18 protein-coding genes are annotated in these 14709 nt (G+C 43.5%); 2 read left to right on the forward strand and 16 right to left on the reverse strand.

Going from position 1 to position 14709, the window contains the following annotated elements; all coding sequences use genetic code 11:
• Positions 1 to 4 precede the first annotated feature (4 nt).
• Positions 5 to 553, reverse strand: a complete 549-nt coding sequence (locus WC407_RS07115) for a redoxin family protein (RefSeq protein ID WP_373021913.1) — start codon at positions 551 to 553, stop codon at positions 5 to 7.
• A 128-nt stretch (positions 554 to 681) separates the two neighbouring features.
• Here WC407_RS07115 and nifA point away from each other — a divergent pair, with 128 nt between their 5' ends.
• Entirely contained in the window at positions 682 to 2316 is a 1635-nt protein-coding gene (gene nifA / locus WC407_RS07120; RefSeq protein WP_373021914.1) for a nif-specific transcriptional activator NifA, read from the forward strand.
• A 3-nt stretch (positions 2317 to 2319) separates the two neighbouring features.
• Here nifA and WC407_RS07125 read toward each other — a convergent pair whose 3' ends face one another.
• The 6 genes from WC407_RS07125 to WC407_RS07150 all read right to left on the reverse strand — a co-directional run bounded on the left by WC407_RS07125 (position 2320) and on the right by WC407_RS07150 (position 8257).
• On the reverse strand, positions 2320 to 3198 hold the full coding sequence (locus tag WC407_RS07125) for a diguanylate cyclase (RefSeq protein ID WP_373021915.1): 879 nt from the start codon (positions 3196 to 3198) through the stop codon (positions 2320 to 2322).
• Positions 3199 to 3293: 95 nt separating this feature from the next.
• Positions 3294 to 4118 (reverse strand): helix-turn-helix domain-containing protein, encoded by an 825-nt coding sequence (locus tag WC407_RS07130; RefSeq protein ID WP_373021916.1) that lies wholly within the window; start codon positions 4116 to 4118, stop codon positions 3294 to 3296.
• A 138-nt stretch (positions 4119 to 4256) separates the two neighbouring features.
• Positions 4257 to 4469 (reverse strand): putative nitrogen fixation protein NifT, encoded by a 213-nt coding sequence (gene nifT / locus WC407_RS07135; RefSeq protein WP_373021917.1) that lies wholly within the window; start codon positions 4467 to 4469, stop codon positions 4257 to 4259.
• A gap of 41 nt (positions 4470 to 4510) precedes the next feature.
• Positions 4511 to 6169, reverse strand: coding sequence for an FAD-dependent oxidoreductase (locus WC407_RS07140; protein ID WP_373021918.1), 1659 nt, complete (start codon positions 6167 to 6169; stop codon positions 4511 to 4513).
• Positions 6159 to 7280 (reverse strand): aldo/keto reductase, encoded by a 1122-nt coding sequence (locus WC407_RS07145; protein WP_373021919.1) that lies wholly within the window; start codon positions 7278 to 7280, stop codon positions 6159 to 6161. Before WC407_RS07145 ends, WC407_RS07140 begins: the two co-directional genes overlap by 11 nt.
• Entirely contained in the window at positions 7280 to 8257 is a 978-nt protein-coding gene (locus WC407_RS07150) for an iron-sulfur cluster assembly scaffold protein (RefSeq protein WP_373021920.1), read from the reverse strand. The genes WC407_RS07145 and WC407_RS07150 overlap by 1 nt, the downstream gene beginning before the upstream one ends.
• Positions 8258 to 8461: 204 nt before the next feature.
• On the opposite strand from WC407_RS07150, the gene WC407_RS07155 reads away from it, so the two are divergent.
• The gene (locus WC407_RS07155) at positions 8462 to 8857 is read left to right on the forward strand and encodes a P-II family nitrogen regulator (RefSeq protein ID WP_373021921.1); all 396 of its coding nucleotides are present in this window, start codon (positions 8462 to 8464) and stop codon (positions 8855 to 8857) included.
• Positions 8858 to 8874: 17 nt separating this feature from the next.
• On the opposite strand, the gene WC407_RS07160 is transcribed toward WC407_RS07155, so the two are convergent.
• From WC407_RS07160 to nifN, 9 genes are all read right to left on the reverse strand, one after another.
• Positions 8875 to 9018 (reverse strand): hypothetical protein, encoded by a 144-nt coding sequence (locus WC407_RS07160; protein WP_373021922.1) that lies wholly within the window; start codon positions 9016 to 9018, stop codon positions 8875 to 8877.
• A 112-nt stretch (positions 9019 to 9130) separates the two neighbouring features.
• A complete protein-coding gene (rpoN, locus tag WC407_RS07165; RefSeq protein WP_373021923.1) occupies positions 9131 to 10396 on the reverse strand; it encodes an RNA polymerase factor sigma-54 in 1266 nt (421 codons plus the stop codon).
• A gap of 135 nt (positions 10397 to 10531) precedes the next feature.
• Positions 10532 to 10822: a 2Fe-2S iron-sulfur cluster binding domain-containing protein gene (locus WC407_RS07170; protein ID WP_373021924.1), complete on the reverse strand. Its 291-nt coding sequence runs from the start codon at positions 10820 to 10822 to the stop codon at positions 10532 to 10534.
• A gap of 89 nt (positions 10823 to 10911) precedes the next feature.
• Positions 10912 to 11448 (reverse strand): nitrogen fixation protein NifZ, encoded by a 537-nt coding sequence (locus WC407_RS07175; RefSeq protein WP_373021925.1) that lies wholly within the window; start codon positions 11446 to 11448, stop codon positions 10912 to 10914.
• Positions 11405 to 11779 (reverse strand): nitrogenase-stabilizing/protective protein NifW, encoded by a 375-nt coding sequence (locus WC407_RS07180; RefSeq protein ID WP_373021926.1) that lies wholly within the window; start codon positions 11777 to 11779, stop codon positions 11405 to 11407. The genes WC407_RS07175 and WC407_RS07180 overlap by 44 nt, the downstream gene beginning before the upstream one ends.
• A gap of 10 nt (positions 11780 to 11789) precedes the next feature.
• The gene (locus tag WC407_RS07185) at positions 11790 to 12305 is read right to left on the reverse strand and encodes a flavodoxin (protein ID WP_373021927.1); all 516 of its coding nucleotides are present in this window, start codon (positions 12303 to 12305) and stop codon (positions 11790 to 11792) included.
• Between the two features lies 1 nt (position 12306).
• Complete coding sequence (locus tag WC407_RS07190; protein ID WP_373021928.1) at positions 12307 to 12759, reverse strand: NifX-associated nitrogen fixation protein; 453 nt, start codon at positions 12757 to 12759, stop codon at positions 12307 to 12309.
• A 105-nt stretch (positions 12760 to 12864) separates the two neighbouring features.
• Positions 12865 to 13317 carry a nitrogen fixation protein NifX gene (gene nifX / locus WC407_RS07195; RefSeq protein WP_373021929.1) on the reverse strand — a complete coding sequence of 151 codons (453 nt, stop codon included), beginning with the start codon at positions 13315 to 13317 and terminating at the stop codon, positions 12865 to 12867.
• On the reverse strand, positions 13307 to 14605 hold the full coding sequence (gene nifN, locus WC407_RS07200; protein WP_373021930.1) for a nitrogenase iron-molybdenum cofactor biosynthesis protein NifN: 1299 nt from the start codon (positions 14603 to 14605) through the stop codon (positions 13307 to 13309). Before nifN ends, nifX begins: the two co-directional genes overlap by 11 nt.
• Positions 14606 to 14709: the final 104 nt, after the last annotated feature.

The raw sequence follows: 14709 nt of genomic DNA on the forward strand, positions 1-14709 counted from the left end.
GAAATTAAACGCCCATCCAGTTTTCGTGGTCGTGCCCTTTTTTCTTGAAGTTGGCCGCTTTATCCACCGCTTCGATACATTTATCGTAATCCACTTCATCCGTAATCTCAGGAACAACTTCGACGTAACTGATCATCCCTTCTTGGTCGATGACAAATACCGCACGGGCAAGGCGGTCTTTGAGCTTCCCCTCACTGATCAAAAGACCGAATTTTTTGGCAAAATCACGCGCCGTATCAATCACCACTTCGGCACTGTCGATCCCTTCACGAGTGACAAAATCGTTCACAAACTCGATATCATCGGTTGTAATCATCACCGTTTTGAGTTTTTTGAACTGTTTGATAAGATCATTGAATTTTTTAGCTCCCAATGAACACACTTCCGTTTTGAGCGAAGGGATTGCAATAAGCAGCTGCGCGCTCGGAGCAATCATCCCGATTACATTTTGGCTTCCATCCAAAGCCGTGACGCGCGCGGCAGGTGCTTCACGCCAAATTGTCATCTCTTTTCCCTCTAATGCGGTAAGTGTTCCGTGTACAGTAATGTGCATTTGTTCTCCTTGTCGGAATTTTGTAAGAGTGAATGCAAATCATGTTCTACAAACTGCCTATTTTTTAGACATAGGTAATGATTAAAATTAGTATACAATTACTTTACTATTTAATTGAAAGAGCATTCATGATGACGTATGAACCTAAACTACCTAACAATGAAGAGTGCCAGACCTGTGCACTGACATTCGCGTACAAAGAGATTCATCTTCTGTATGACGTAGCCGTCTTACTGACCAGTACTACTGATATTCATGACAGTATTGAAAAAGCGATACGTAAACTCAAACAACACGGATATCTCGAACGGTGTGCCCTCTTTCGTAAAAAAGAGGATGTCGATGAGCTTGAGTTGCTCGTCTCCATCGATCTTGAACCTCATCAAAAAAAAATGGCAACCTACCGTTTCGGGGAGGGGGCTACGGGACTTGCGGCTAAGAGCCGCGAGCCTATTGTTATCGAAAATATCCACAACAATATCAATTACCTCAACAAAATGGGAAATATCTCGACACAAATGGTCTCCTATGTCGCGGTACCGCTTCTCCAAGATGATGAGGTCATCGGTGTCATCTCAGCCAATATCGGTAAAAACAGCCCTCTGAATTTTGACGAAATTGTCCGTATGCTCACCATCGTCGGAACGCTGTTTGTCGGATCGATGAAAGTCCAGCAAACCATCGTACAAGAAAAAGAGTCCATCAGCGAACTGAAAACCTATTACAAAGAAGAGCTGCAAAAAGATTATAAATTTGAAAATATTGTCGGACGCTCTACTCGAATGCAGCAGGTTTTCAGCATGATCAACACCGTTGCCCCTACCGATGCAACTATTCTAATTCGGGGTGAAACGGGTACCGGGAAGGAGTTGATTGCAACTGCCGTACATAACCTCAGCCGTCGTCAAAATGGTCCCTTTATTAAACTAAACTGTGCCGCCATCAGTGAAACGCTCCTAGAATCGGAACTCTTCGGGCATGAAAAAGGGGCGTTTACCGATGCGAGAGAGATGCGTAAAGGGCGTTTTGAACTGGCAGATGGCGGTACGCTGTTTCTCGATGAGATCGGGGATATCACCCCCTCATTGCAAGTCAAATTACTCCGTATCTTGCAAGAGCAGGAGTTCGAACGGGTCGGCGGAAATAAAACCATTAAAACCAATGTTCGGCTTGTCGCTGCAACCAATCGCAATCTCGAAGAGATGGTACGAAAGGGAGAGTTCCGAGAGGATCTATTTTATCGTCTCAACGTCATCCCTATCAATCTCCCCCCTTTACGGGAGCGGTACGAAGACGTCAAACTCCTCATCGAACACTATCTGCATCGTTTCATGAAAGAGCACCGCAAAAATATGCACTTCACCAAACCGGCGATGGAGTTGTTACTTGATTATCCGTGGCCGGGAAATATCCGTGAGCTGCAAAATACTATGGAGCGAATCGTCCTTATCTGTCCGGATGGTGAAATACAGCCGGAAATGCTCAGTCATGTATTGCCGTTTAATTATCAAAAACTCTATATGCAGCCTGAACCCGCTCCCGCAGCACAACCCGTATATATGAGTGCACCTGCACACCTACCGCATGTCGAGACTCATTCCGGCGGACCGATGACGAAAAAAAGTCTTCAAGAATTAGAGAAAGAATCCATCATGCAAGCGCTGATCGATTCGCACGGCATTCAAACGAAAGCGGCACGCTTGCTCGGAATGACGGCCCGTCAAATTGGGTATAAGATTAAACAGTACGGAATTGAATTGTAACACTTATACCTCTTCGATTCGAACCGTATTCTTTCCGTCTGTTTTTGCACGATAGAGCGCCTTATCCGCACGTTCAATTACATTTTCAAGGCTTTCATTCGCTTTAATGGATGTCAATCCGAAGCTACACGTCATATGACTTATAGTCTCAAAATGATAGTTATCAATACGCATACGGATCTGCTCGGCAATTTTTACAACGCTTTCAGAATCAGAATATCGCAACAATATCATAAATTCTTCTCCACCCCATCGGATAAATATATCAGATTTTCGAATCGAATTACTAACCAATTTTGTCAATTCTTTTAGGACTAAATCCCCAACATTGTGTCCGAATGTATCGTTAATATCTTTGAATCCATCTATATCGAACATCAGCAAAAACATATCAACGGCATACCGTTCTTCAAGGCGCTGATGTGCATTGAAAACTTCTTCTAACAAACGACGATTACCTATTCCTGTTAACGCATCTGTTGTAGCCATTTTTAACAGTCCGTGCTCTCCTTCACCCACTAATCTTATAAGTGAATGGAGCATATTGTATTCATGCTTAATCATAGGAGTAAGTTGATTATAACAGAAGGACAAGAGATGACGTCTGTCTATCACATCAATAACACCTGTATCATACGTTACAACAATTTTGTCAAATAAAGCATTTTTCATCCCATCCAAAACTTCTGCAATACTCATAGAAGCGTGAAAGGTATGTAAAGGTGTCGTCATAAATTCTTTGACTGGACGTATCAGATTATCACAATTGTGAAGTATACGTATCAAATCTTTGAGTGTTATGATACCGATCGAGATCGCTTCATCTACAATTATGACGACATCAGCAGCAAAGGTAGTGAAATGAGTAAACACTTCTTTCATTAAAGTGTTACTTTCAAATGTATGAACTCTATATTCTTCAGTAAATAAATTTCCGATTGGTGTCGAATGATTAATAGCCAGCACTTCTGAGATCATCATATACTACTCTGAATATTACAATGGTATAAAAAATGCATCAAATCCGGTGCATGGTTCCGCATCAATTGAATATTACTAAAATACTCTTTTAGCGGGACACCATATAATCGTTTAAAATCGTTTAGAAAGTGGGATTGATCATAATAACCGTTTTCTCGTACACTTAATGAGTCATAATTGTTTTCATAAAGGGCTTGAATCATCTTTTTTCGTTTAATGGTAATAATGTAGGTAGAGAGGTTAATTCCAAGATATTTTTTAAAATATCGGCGTAATGAATTTTCAGAAATTCCAAAATGTTCCGCTACAGTTTTAGTAGGATTAGTAGGAAGCTCCGTAAAATTGGCATTGACATAACGTATAATTTGGCGTGTAAGTACATAAGAAGCTTCTTGAGACTCCGCATTCATAATTGATTCGACAGATCGAATATATTGTTCCGGGCTTTGTTCAGTTTCCAATTGCATATCTATTATTGAACCAGGTGCAATTTTGTTTACCATCGAGGCTATTGAAGTATTAGTCAGTCTAAACATGCCACATGCACTGAGACGAATAATCGTCAGTTTTTGACACGTATTTTTAAATACAATTTTGATCTTTGGAGCATGAGTAAATTTACCGCAAACTAAATCACCGTCAAATTCATACTTTTTTCCAGCAATTTCAAACATCAGTACAGCGCATCCATTATTTAAAATAATATGTTCATGTACAGAGGGAGCACCAATAAATTCAAAATCTTGCTCTTTTTTATATTGATATGTCGGAATGTGATAGATTGAATCAATAGAAGGACTTTGATGGCAAATAATATTCATTTATGTAATCCTTTAACTAGCGCAATGATAGGCTAGAAAGGGAAACATGTATTGTAAAATTCCGCCAATTAAACAAATAAGAATATTTTATAAGCAAATCAAGGAAAATATCCATTCAAAGAATGAATGGATAAACTATTATTCTCCCCGTCTAATTGCTACTACTTCAGAAGGGAACTTTTTCGCACCTGGCTCAATAAACCATGTTTCACCGTTTGATAGTTCAACTTCACCGCCCCATTTTTCATCCGTATCAAACTCACTTTTAACGATAGTCTCTTCCATATCTTTTTTAGCGACATAAAAAGAGATTGATCCTTTTGAATCGTAACGTAACATAACTTTTGCCATAACCTACTCCTTGTGTAAAATTACCTATTCAATTCACCGCACTACTGTGCGTGAAAAAACTTCCGAATACGATGCCTCCAGTCCGAAACGAGGTGACTTTCAAAACTGATTCGCAAAAATGTCCCGGCAAGCCGTCGTATAACGGTATCAACCTTATAATTGCGATCATCTCTTTGCGGGAAATCCTCTCGATAATGGACACCGCGGCTCTCTTCACGAGCCAATGCGCTCATCACCATCGCTTCGGCAACGGTGAGGGAGTTACGAAACTCAATAATGGACATCAACTCGACGTTATCGCTACGCTCTTTGTTGATACAACACAGACCCGATGACATTTTCATCAGATAATGAATATATTCGAGTGCACCTGCGAGGGAGTCGTGATGGCGGAATACCCCTACGTTTTTATAAAGGATATTTCCCAAATTACGGCGCATGGTATTGATATTAAAGCGGTTTTCCCCCTCTAAGATCATATCAACATAACGGAACTCTTTAGCTACCAGGGCATAATCGATCGGGTGGAATACCCCTTTCTTCGCCGCACGAGCCGCTTGTATACCGGCTACTTTGCCAAAATATGCCCCCTCCAGCAAACTGTTACCCCCTAAACGGTTGGCGCCGTGTACACCACTGTAGGCACACTCTCCACAGACAAAAAGGTTATCAATATCGGTGGAGGTATCGTCACGGCTCCAAATTCCCCCCATTGTGTAGTGCGCCGAGGGGGTAATAGGAAGCAGTTCGGTAAGAATATCGATCCCCGCTCCGTTAAGAGCATGTTTACGGGCAGAGGGGAGTTTTTTGTCGATTAATTCCTCCCCCAAATGGCGGAAGTCGAGATAAACGCTATGCCCTGCCATCTGATGGCGGACAATATCACGGGAAAGTTTGTCCCTCGTTTGGAGTTCATCGGTAAATCGAAATCCATTTTCATCGACAATATAAGCCCCCTCCCCCCGTGCTGCCTCACTGATTAAGGTTCCGCTGTTTAAAAGGGTCGTTGGATGAAACTGTACAAACTCCATATTGACCAGCCGCATTTTGGCCCGCAAAGCAATCGCCAGTATATCCCCGCTGGATTCTTGGGAGTTGGTCGAATGTCCTCGATAAATCCCCGCATACCCCCCACCGGCAAGTACCAGTGATTTGCACGCAAAAGCTATGACTTGCGAATCACGCCGCCGAAGCATCGTAATCCCCGAAAGCTTATTTTTAAAGGTTGCGATACCGAGCATAAGGTGGTTTGGAAACATTTCCACCCCCTCTTTGCGACACTGCACAAGCAATGTTTGGGTAATTGCTGCTCCGGTACGATCGGCGATATAGCAGGTACGTTTTGCCGCCGTCCCGCCAAAAGGTCGTTGAGCCACATCTCCTGACTCACTGACATCAAAATTGACCCCCATGGCTTGAAGATCCTCGATGATCTCCCGAGCGCCGCACACCATCGCATTGATCGCGGAAAATCGTCCAAGCTTGTCTGCTCCGTTAATCGTATCGGAAATATGCACTCGCACGGAATCGTTACGAGTGGTTTTGAGCACCGCATTGATTCCGCCCGAGGCTACCGCTGAATTCGAACGGAGTTGATTGCTCTTTGAAATCAGGGCAACATGAAGCCCTGCACGTCGTGCTTGAAGTGCTGCATTCAGCCCTGCGATACCGCTACCGACGACAATCACATCATACAGCATACGAATCGCTCATTAGGCTTTCCATGGCCTCTGTTGTGGCATTGGGCAGATAAGCCAAAATAGTGTTATCAATAACATGAGACGGTGCAACGGCACCAAAAATAGCCGTGATGGCTCCCGCACTTCGGGCAAACTGGAGGGCACTTGCCACATCACTCAAATCACTGGTTTGCATTAATTCACCGATCTTCGGCGTAAACGGTCGTTTGAAAAGATTTTTTTGCAACAGCGGTGACGAGCCTAAAAAACTAAGACCGAATCGGGCACAGGCATGCATCAGCGGATAATAAAATCCGTCTTCACACTGCTGATTGGCATATCCGTAAGCGTGGGGTTTGGCCATATTAAACGGACTTTGAAGGTATTTAAACCCATGCTCACCCCCTCCGATACGTCGTGCAATCTCCATGACTTTGGTAAGTGAAATATACTCCGTATGATCCTCTTCATATAAAAACCCGTTCCACGATGCAATCCCGTAAGCAATAATTTTATCTTCACTACGCAAGGTTTCGAAAAGCTCGAAGGCAGCTTCGATACGGGCATAAAAGGTCTCTTGGTCCACATACCCCAACTGCGTCTCAGGATTATGGAGAAACAAAATATCAATGGTATCAAGTCCAAGATTTTTCAGCGACTGTTCACAACTCCAGCGCAAATACTTGGGACTCATACAGTGCTGATCAATAATAATCTCATCCGCAGCCGCCAACTCTTTGTTGATAATATTCTCTTTTATCCAACCGTACGGGTTTTCGGGAAACGGAAAATCAAGCGGTATAAACCCGGCTTTGGAAGCGACAATCACCTCTTCACGCTTGATCTCACCCGATTGTATCATCTCACTCAATGCTTCGGCTATTTCACGCTCCGACATCTGATAGCGATAGTTAATTGCCGTATCGATAAAGTGGATACCGTTTCGCAATGCCGTTTTAATCGCTGAGCCATAGTTGATAATATAATTATCCTCTTTGTACGGCTCCGGTTTATAGGTTCCAATTCCGAGGGAAGGGAAAAACAGCTCTCCGTTAAAGCGGTAAAAATCTTTCGAATATTTACCAAACTTCTTTAGATACGAAAATGTCCCCTCTTTGGTTGCGTGTGACATTAGACCACCATCACTCGCAAATTGGATTTGAGTTTAAAATTGAGCATATCCTGCATACCGGCTAATGTTGTCGTCGTGTTCATGGAGCAGCTCATACACTCTCCCTTATACTGAATGTAGAGTTCATGTCCCTCTTCGGTCTCTTTGAGGTCGATTACTTCCACATCGCCGTGGTCGGCTTTGAGAGTTGGTCGAATGTACTCTTCGAGGATCGATTCGATACTGCGAAGTTTTTGTACCAAACTCATCGCATTAAAATTACCGTCCCCTTTTGCCTCTTTGATCTTTTTGCTGATCGCCTCTTTTTCGAGTTCAGCGGTAATCTCGGCCAACATGTCGATGAGATAAACATCTTTTTTCTCATGGCCGCCCGGTTTGATACACGATTTACAAAAGCCCCCTGCTTTGGTGTAATCGGTGATGCTTTCGATAGAGTCGAGTTTGTTAAGACGAATAACCTCTTTAAGAGTATCAAGGCTAACGCGGGCACATTCGCAGACGATATATTCCGTCTCAAACTCGCTCATATCGACCCCTTTATAGATCGATGCCGCTTTTTTGATTACATCATACGCCATAACCGAACAGTGCATTTTTTGCCCCGGAACGGCGGGGATATCTGCCTCATCACGAAGCGCTTTTTCGACGTCGATATTGGTAATTTTTAACGCCTCATCAACGGTTTTATCCATGCACAATTCTGCCATCATATCCGAACTGGCAATCGCTGTACCGCATCCGAAACTTTTAAATCGACTTTTAATGATCACGTCGTTTTTAGGATCAATCATCCAATACAATCGCACGGCATCCCCACAGCTCTCTGCACCGAAATCGGCAATAATAAGTTGCTTTTGCGCAGCATCGGCCTCCTCTTGGGTAATCTCTCCCATATTGATCGGATCGTTCATACGTCGTTGTACTTCTAATGAGTACTCTTCCCATAATGCTCCGCCGATTAATGTGTCTCGTGCCATTGATAGCTCCTTGGAATGGATATTTGCCAAAGGAATGCAAATGGTGTTCTCGCAGCGATGTAACATTTTTGTCATACTTTTTTACGGGAATACTCTATGCAAGGGCTTTTCTATAAGCTGCTTATAAAATAATCAGTTGGTTGGTGCGTGCTCACCTTAATTCAGCCTATAATGGCATATCAACAAACTTCAAAGGGGTTCCAAATGGTCCAGATTACCGCTGTATTCAACCGTCACTGTTTAAATGATGTTCTTCGTGAACTGTTTGATAATGAAATCGAGGGGGTAACTGTTACGGAAGTAATAGGAAAAGGTTCTCTCGGTATTGCAGAAAAAAACAACGCACCCGACTTGTATCCGAAAGTTATGCTTTTCATCGTTGTATCCAACGATAAAACAAAAGAGATAGCCATGGAAGCGATTCGTGCGCATACGCAAGATTTGGGTCACGGTGCAGGTAAAATGTGGGTCACCCCCGTCTTGGAAGTCGAACGTATCCGTACAGGAGAAAAAGATGAAGTTGCTCTTACTCAACCGATTCCGCGAGCTACGACCAAAAGCAACACCTTTTTCACCGCCGTCGACACCCCATCAAGCTAAGAGTTGTCTCTTAGCAATTATTCTGCGGATACCTTTTCGCCTCGCTCGATCTTCTCTTTTTTCTTAAAGCTCTTCATTTGCTTTTTGATCTCTTGCTTTAACTCTTTTTTGAGCAAATTTTTCACTTGCTTTTTGACAATTTTCTTAATCTTGCTACTCATTTTGGAATCCTTTAGTTTAACATCCGCTCATCATAGAGCACATTGCCTTGTTCCAATATTAACTGAATAAATACTAAAAAAAACAGAACGGTCACTTCAGACGAGAAGTGACCTAGAGCAATTCGAGTTTGTAAAGAAACTGTCGCTCTTTATAAGAGGGAATATCAAGTTCTTGTCGATATTTGGCAATAAGACGACGAACCATTTTAACGCCAAAACGCTCTTCAATCATCTCATGCAACGTTTTATCACTAAACGGGTCCTCTTTCTTTTCGCTTCCGACCAGCCGTTTCAAAAAGTGTTTAATCTCTGACGTCGAGACTTCGCCGATAGAGTTGGAGAAAAACTCTTTAAATGCATACAATCCGCGCTCCGTTTGGATATATTTATCCGCAATGGCGCGTGAGATCGTCGATTCGTTAAATCCCAACTCATCCGCCACATCTTGGAGTCGGAGCGGTTTAAGTTCTCCCCCCATGAAAAAGGTGTACTGCTTCTCAATCAAAACCAGCGCGACATTGTACAGTGTCGCTTTACGCAGATCGAGGAGCTTTACGAGTTCGCGCGCCTCTTTGAATTTTTGTTTGGCGAAATTATCGTATTTATCAATCATGCTTACTTTCAAGTCGGGATAAAACGCATGATTTATACGAATATCCAATTCTGAACCTGCAAACTCGACGAAAAGATCAGGGGTTATCTGCGCTTCGGGTTCCATATATTCCAGTGCCGGAGGATTTTTAAGATGTTGCAAAACATGTTTGGCGTCATGGAGTCTGGGATGATTAATGAATTTTTCCATCTTATCAAACTGCAAAATCATCGCACCGAGTAAAATACTCAGTTCATCATCCAAATCATGATCGCTCAATTGAAATAAAAAGGACTCTTTATAATCCATTGCACCGACACCGGAGGGTTCTAAGTGGGCAAAGCGCTGGCGCACCCGTTCTACCGTATGAGCATCGGTGTCACACTGCTGTGCTACCTCTTCTACAGACCCCTCAAAATACCCCTCATCGCTAATATAGTAGACAATCTGACGGGCAATTTTTTGGGATATCGGTGTCGGAAACAACGGTGCTACAATCTGCTCATCGAGTTTTTCATACAACGAGGTAGAGGAGATGCTGAGCCATTCGATTTGATCCGATGACGCATTCGAGACATAATTTTGAAAGGCACCGTAGGCTGCAGATCCTCCCGCTTGGGCATTCGATTCTTCAAACCCTGATCTCACTTCGATGCAAGGATTTTCATTGGTAATGACTTGTAAATGTTTTTCGAGGTCGTTGAGTGAGCATTGTAAAAGAGGCAGCCACGTCTGCATCGACAATCTTGGGAGTTGTTTTTGTTTATAAGAGAGTGATGTTTGCATAATAATCCGCCTAAAAAAATACACATTTACGCAATAAAATGCATATTTTGTTCTTATGAAAATTATAGGCTTTTTCTAGGCAATTATATGATTAAATAATAGACAACTCAGCAAAAACTGAGTTGTGAAGAGGCATTAGTATTTGATACGTACCAATCCGTTTGGCGCGACAACTTTCATTTGACACGCAAGGCGTGCTTTCGGGCTAGTTTCACCGACCGTTTTCAATACAGCTTTCTCTTTTGCATTGATTTCGCTCATAAATTCCATACCTGATTCGATCATTACGACACAAGTGCCGCATTCGCCATCACGGCATCCAAATGGCAATGCAGAACCTGAAGCTTCTACGATATCTTGGATCGTTTTGCCCGGTATGACGTTGATCGCCAAAAAGTCATTCATAATTTCTACACGTGTTGTCATCCCAACTCCTTTGTTGATTACGATTATTTAGCCGCAAGGGCACCAATTCCGCTTGATACGGTATGCAAAAATCTCAGAAGATGTTGATATTACTCCCCCTCTTCTTGAGATTGCGCCGCTTTCTCTGCGGCTCTTTGGGCACGATGTTCTTTGATCCATTTCAGCTCTTCGGCGACCTCATCGTATCCGTCATCTTCGAGTGCGCTTTCCAATTCCGCTTCGCGGCATCCAAAGACAAACCCCTCTTCGATAAAATTGACCTCATAGACCCGAATCGTCTGTAAAAAATCGCCGATCGCCCGAACATACCCTTCTGATCCCGCTTCGATGAGGACATCTCCCACTTTTGCATGCGGAAAAGTTCCGTCATTACGGATCGCTTTTATCAGACGTACACGTTCTCCTACCCTGAATAGGGAGAGAATTTCATCTTTGGTTGACATTTTATAGAGGTTCGTTTTACGTGCCTCATCATTAATGGGCATATTCTCTTCAATTTTAGGTTTATTATCTGCCTCTTCAGAGGCAAGCTTCAGTGCCATAGCGGCCAGCGTAGAATCGAGGGCTTTGCTCTCGATTCGCTCAGAACTGGATGGTTGCTTGGCTGACACAGGCGTGGACTCCATTGCTGACCTCCTCAACAGTGCTGCAGCTCGTTGACGTAGAACAGGTACCGCATGCACTTGGCTTATCAAACATTTCCCATACATCAGCAGCCGATGGGCTATAACCGTTTTCAAAGTTTTTGTACACGGTAATCAGAGCAAATTTATAATACTCAAGCAATTTTTCATCGCTTTTGAAATCATGCCCTTTTGCCTTTTCAACCAATTCGCCAAATTTTTTCATCATGTGGAACCGTTTGACCTGAACCAAACGTTCATCGTATTCAAGATTGAAAAAATCAAAGAAATCTTCGGTATCGCTTATTTGTTCAAATTCGCCCAACGTTCCCATTGTGTTCTCCTTATAATCCCATCTCGCTTTTGAGCTGACCAGCCCACTCTACAACCCGTTCTTCAGTCAAATCTTCTTGATTCACATCGTCGATCCCAAGACCGCAAAATTTCCCCTCACGCTCTGCCAGAGAAAATTTATACTCATACCCGCTAGTCGGGATAAATCCGTGTGCTTCCGCCCCAAGGGATACAAACAGATCATGCATTTTCCCCAGTGCGCTCAAAAAGTGTTCACCGTGCGTTTTTTGATCGCCCGCACCGAAGAACGCCACTTTTTTACCACTCAAATCAGGACGGTCATTGTCCAGTTCATACAAAGGATCAACCCAGTCACGTTGAGGATCACCTTGCCCCCAGGTAGAAGAACCGATAAGCAAGACATCAAAATCATCAAATTGCTCGATACCATCAAAATCTTCTTCCATATCGATCAATTCCGCACCGGAGAGTTGCTCTGCTAAAAGTTCTGCCGCTCCGCGCGTCACACCACTGCTGCTACCGAAAAAAATACCTACCTTTGCCATTTCACCCCTCCTGTGTACACGGTTTATATTGCTCATATATGGCAATTGCATTTGCTAAATGTTTATCTCCGTCTTCGAATAACCCCTCTAAGGTACGGAATCCAAAACGGTGTGCGTCTTTAAAATACTTATCGACGATACAAATACGCCCTGCGATAACTGCACATCGGCCGAACCCCTCGTGGCTCATCTCCATAATAACATTACAGACAATCCCCGTTTTACGTTCAAACGCCAACGCGATCGCTTTATAGATCATCTTTATATCGTTTATGAGCATCTCGTCAATATCCGCGATCAAAGGGATCGTTTTTAGATCCTCTTTGGTTTTGACATACTTTTTGACCAACAGCTCTTCATCACTGGTTTTAGCCCAGTTTCCAAACTGATCGAGTGCACGGATTTGACGTATCAACTCCACACCGTATTCATTCATTTTTTTCTCTGCTTCCATTATCTTATTCTCCCTATCTTATTTCATACGCCAACGGAATAAAACCCCTTTTGGCTACGCTAACGCTGAGTTCGCTTAGGCAGCGAGCCCACGCGCTCTAGCGCTTCAGCTTTCAGCTTGCCATCGATCTTGTCGCACATCGTGCTCGGTTTTCATTTGGATAATATTCTTGATCCACGGGGGAGGATTGCCGTTGATCATCGTTACCAAGGTTTTCAAAATATCTTCAATCGGTGTCGGCTCTGACACTTTCATCGGATGAATCCCTGCACGAATCACTTTTGCCGCCGCCGTACCGCCGATACTCTCGCAATACATAATGTTGACACCCTTGAGTGCACGCACACGGTAATCGGTTTTATCATCATCTTCCGGATCGGCACTGTCCGTTTTAATCACTTCGGATACTTCATAGCCGTCTTTAGAAACGTTGTAAACGACGAACTCTTTCGCTCCGCCGAAGTGAGCGTTAATCTCTTCCATATCTTTGGTTGCAAACGCAACTCTCAAAGCGCTATTCATCGTACCGTTCCCCTCTATGCTGATTTTAGTGTTCATGTTTAACCTTTCTCAATTCGTTGGCTATTTCAAACAAAAAGTACGTGCTTCCTTCATACAGTTGATCGTTTTTGAGTTGGTTCCCTAACTCTTCATAGTTCGGAAATCCTCGGATAACGAGCGCCGTATGATGAACACTATGCAAGATTCGTTCTGCATGGAAATTACTAATGACCATATCCGCTTTATCAAAAAAGCGACGCGCATCTTCCAAATCTCCGACGAATACATTCTCTGCTTCAATCATATGCAACGCATCGCTAAATGTTGTAGATACCGCTGCATCGATGGTTCCGCCGACACTTCGGATCAGTGCGCACATACCGACGAGCATATCCGGTTCACCCGTGATAACAAAATGGGAACTCCCGATAAGAAAGTGGGAATCCAGCATCGCATCTTGCAACCGCGAGCGCCAACGCTTCATAAACGGTTTTGGATCCATATGTCGGATTTTCATCAATGCACTGACAAAATTGTCGCACCCATCCAATCCCATCAAATGATCAAAATGGAGATGTACCATCGCGGGATTCTTTTTTTGAAGTGCCAATGCCGATTTTTTCATTGATGTACCGATACTGACCACGACCGCAGAGGTACCCAAATCACGAATCTGTTCCACCGTGATTCCGCCATTGGCAAGTTTCCCCTGCCCTGCTTCCCAATACCCGTCCAATGAGGTGGAGAGATCGGGCAGTGCATAGGTCTCAAACCCGAAATCCTCGCACACCGCTTTAATCTTTTCCACCTCGATCGGCTGCATACTCAGATGGGGTAAAAAAACAAGCTTATTCGGTTTTATTTCAGTTGCAGCAACGGTTAGTTGTTCGATCATTGCCGTGACGGTCAACGCCCAGCCGCTCTCCATCCCCCCCTCATAATCGGGAGTATTGACAAACACGTAGGGGATTTCGATGTGCATCCCCACTCCGCGAACATCATCCCCTTTGGTCTCGGTCAGACCCGTCGTATGGAGACCGATCATGCTCGGTTTGAGATTTTTCTCTTTGTTTTGGATATTTTCAATCGCCATAAGAATCGAGTAATCACCCCCGTCAAGGACGGCGGTGATATCGCTCACGGAAGTATTGTTAATCGCGATAGGTTCGTTGAAATGGCGGGTAAAAAACACTTTCGTATACGAAGCGCACCCTTGGGCGCTGTGCATCAGAGGCATACAATCCTTGACACCCAAGTATGCGAGAGTTGCCCCCATCGGCTGGGAATGTTTGATCGGGTTGACTTGAAGCGGTTTGTGCTCATGACGGGAAAGGGAGAATTCCATGGCAACTCCTTATGAAAGGAGTATTGCAAGATTTGTACGAGGAGAGGGTTTTAAAGAGTTAATCGGTGATTTTTTAGGGTTGGTGTATAATAACCCTATTCTAA

It is taken from the genome of Sulfuricurvum sp., assembly GCF_041651515.1.
Lineage (GTDB): Bacteria > Campylobacterota > Campylobacteria > Campylobacterales > Sulfurimonadaceae > Sulfuricurvum.

Coding starts and splice junctions, on each gene's coding strand:
- WC407_RS07160 (WP_373021922.1), bottom strand. CDS start 9,018: ATGAGTAGCAAGATTAAGAAAATTGTCAAAAAGCAAGTGAAAAATTTG.
- WC407_RS07175 (WP_373021925.1), bottom strand. CDS start 11,448: ATGGAGTCCACGCCTGTGTCAGCCAAGCAACCATCCAGTTCTGAGCGA.
- nifA (WP_373021914.1), top strand. CDS start 682: ATGATGACGTATGAACCTAAACTACCTAACAATGAAGAGTGCCAGACC.
- WC407_RS07130 (WP_373021916.1), bottom strand. CDS start 4,118: ATGAATATTATTTGCCATCAAAGTCCTTCTATTGATTCAATCTATCAC.
- nifN (WP_373021930.1), bottom strand. CDS start 14,605: ATGGAATTCTCCCTTTCCCGTCATGAGCACAAACCGCTTCAAGTCAAC.
- WC407_RS07185 (WP_373021927.1), bottom strand. CDS start 12,305: ATGGCAAAGGTAGGTATTTTTTTCGGTAGCAGCAGTGGTGTGACGCGC.
- WC407_RS07125 (WP_373021915.1), bottom strand. CDS start 3,198: ATGAAAGAAGTGTTTACTCATTTCACTACCTTTGCTGCTGATGTCGTC.
- WC407_RS07145 (WP_373021919.1), bottom strand. CDS start 7,280: ATGTCACACGCAACCAAAGAGGGGACATTTTCGTATCTAAAGAAGTTT.
- WC407_RS07115 (WP_373021913.1), bottom strand. CDS start 553: ATGCACATTACTGTACACGGAACACTTACCGCATTAGAGGGAAAAGAG.
- WC407_RS07190 (WP_373021928.1), bottom strand. CDS start 12,759: ATGGAAGCAGAGAAAAAAATGAATGAATACGGTGTGGAGTTGATACGT.
- nifX (WP_373021929.1), bottom strand. CDS start 13,317: ATGAACACTAAAATCAGCATAGAGGGGAACGGTACGATGAATAGCGCT.
- rpoN (WP_373021923.1), bottom strand. CDS start 10,396: ATGCAAACATCACTCTCTTATAAACAAAAACAACTCCCAAGATTGTCG.
- WC407_RS07150 (WP_373021920.1), bottom strand. CDS start 8,257: ATGGCACGAGACACATTAATCGGCGGAGCATTATGGGAAGAGTACTCA.
- WC407_RS07180 (WP_373021926.1), bottom strand. CDS start 11,779: ATGGGAACGTTGGGCGAATTTGAACAAATAAGCGATACCGAAGATTTC.
- nifT (WP_373021917.1), bottom strand. CDS start 4,469: ATGGCAAAAGTTATGTTACGTTACGATTCAAAAGGATCAATCTCTTTT.
- WC407_RS07155 (WP_373021921.1), top strand. CDS start 8,462: ATGGTCCAGATTACCGCTGTATTCAACCGTCACTGTTTAAATGATGTT.
- WC407_RS07170 (WP_373021924.1), bottom strand. CDS start 10,822: ATGACAACACGTGTAGAAATTATGAATGACTTTTTGGCGATCAACGTC.
- WC407_RS07140 (WP_373021918.1), bottom strand. CDS start 6,169: ATGCTGTATGATGTGATTGTCGTCGGTAGCGGTATCGCAGGGCTGAAT.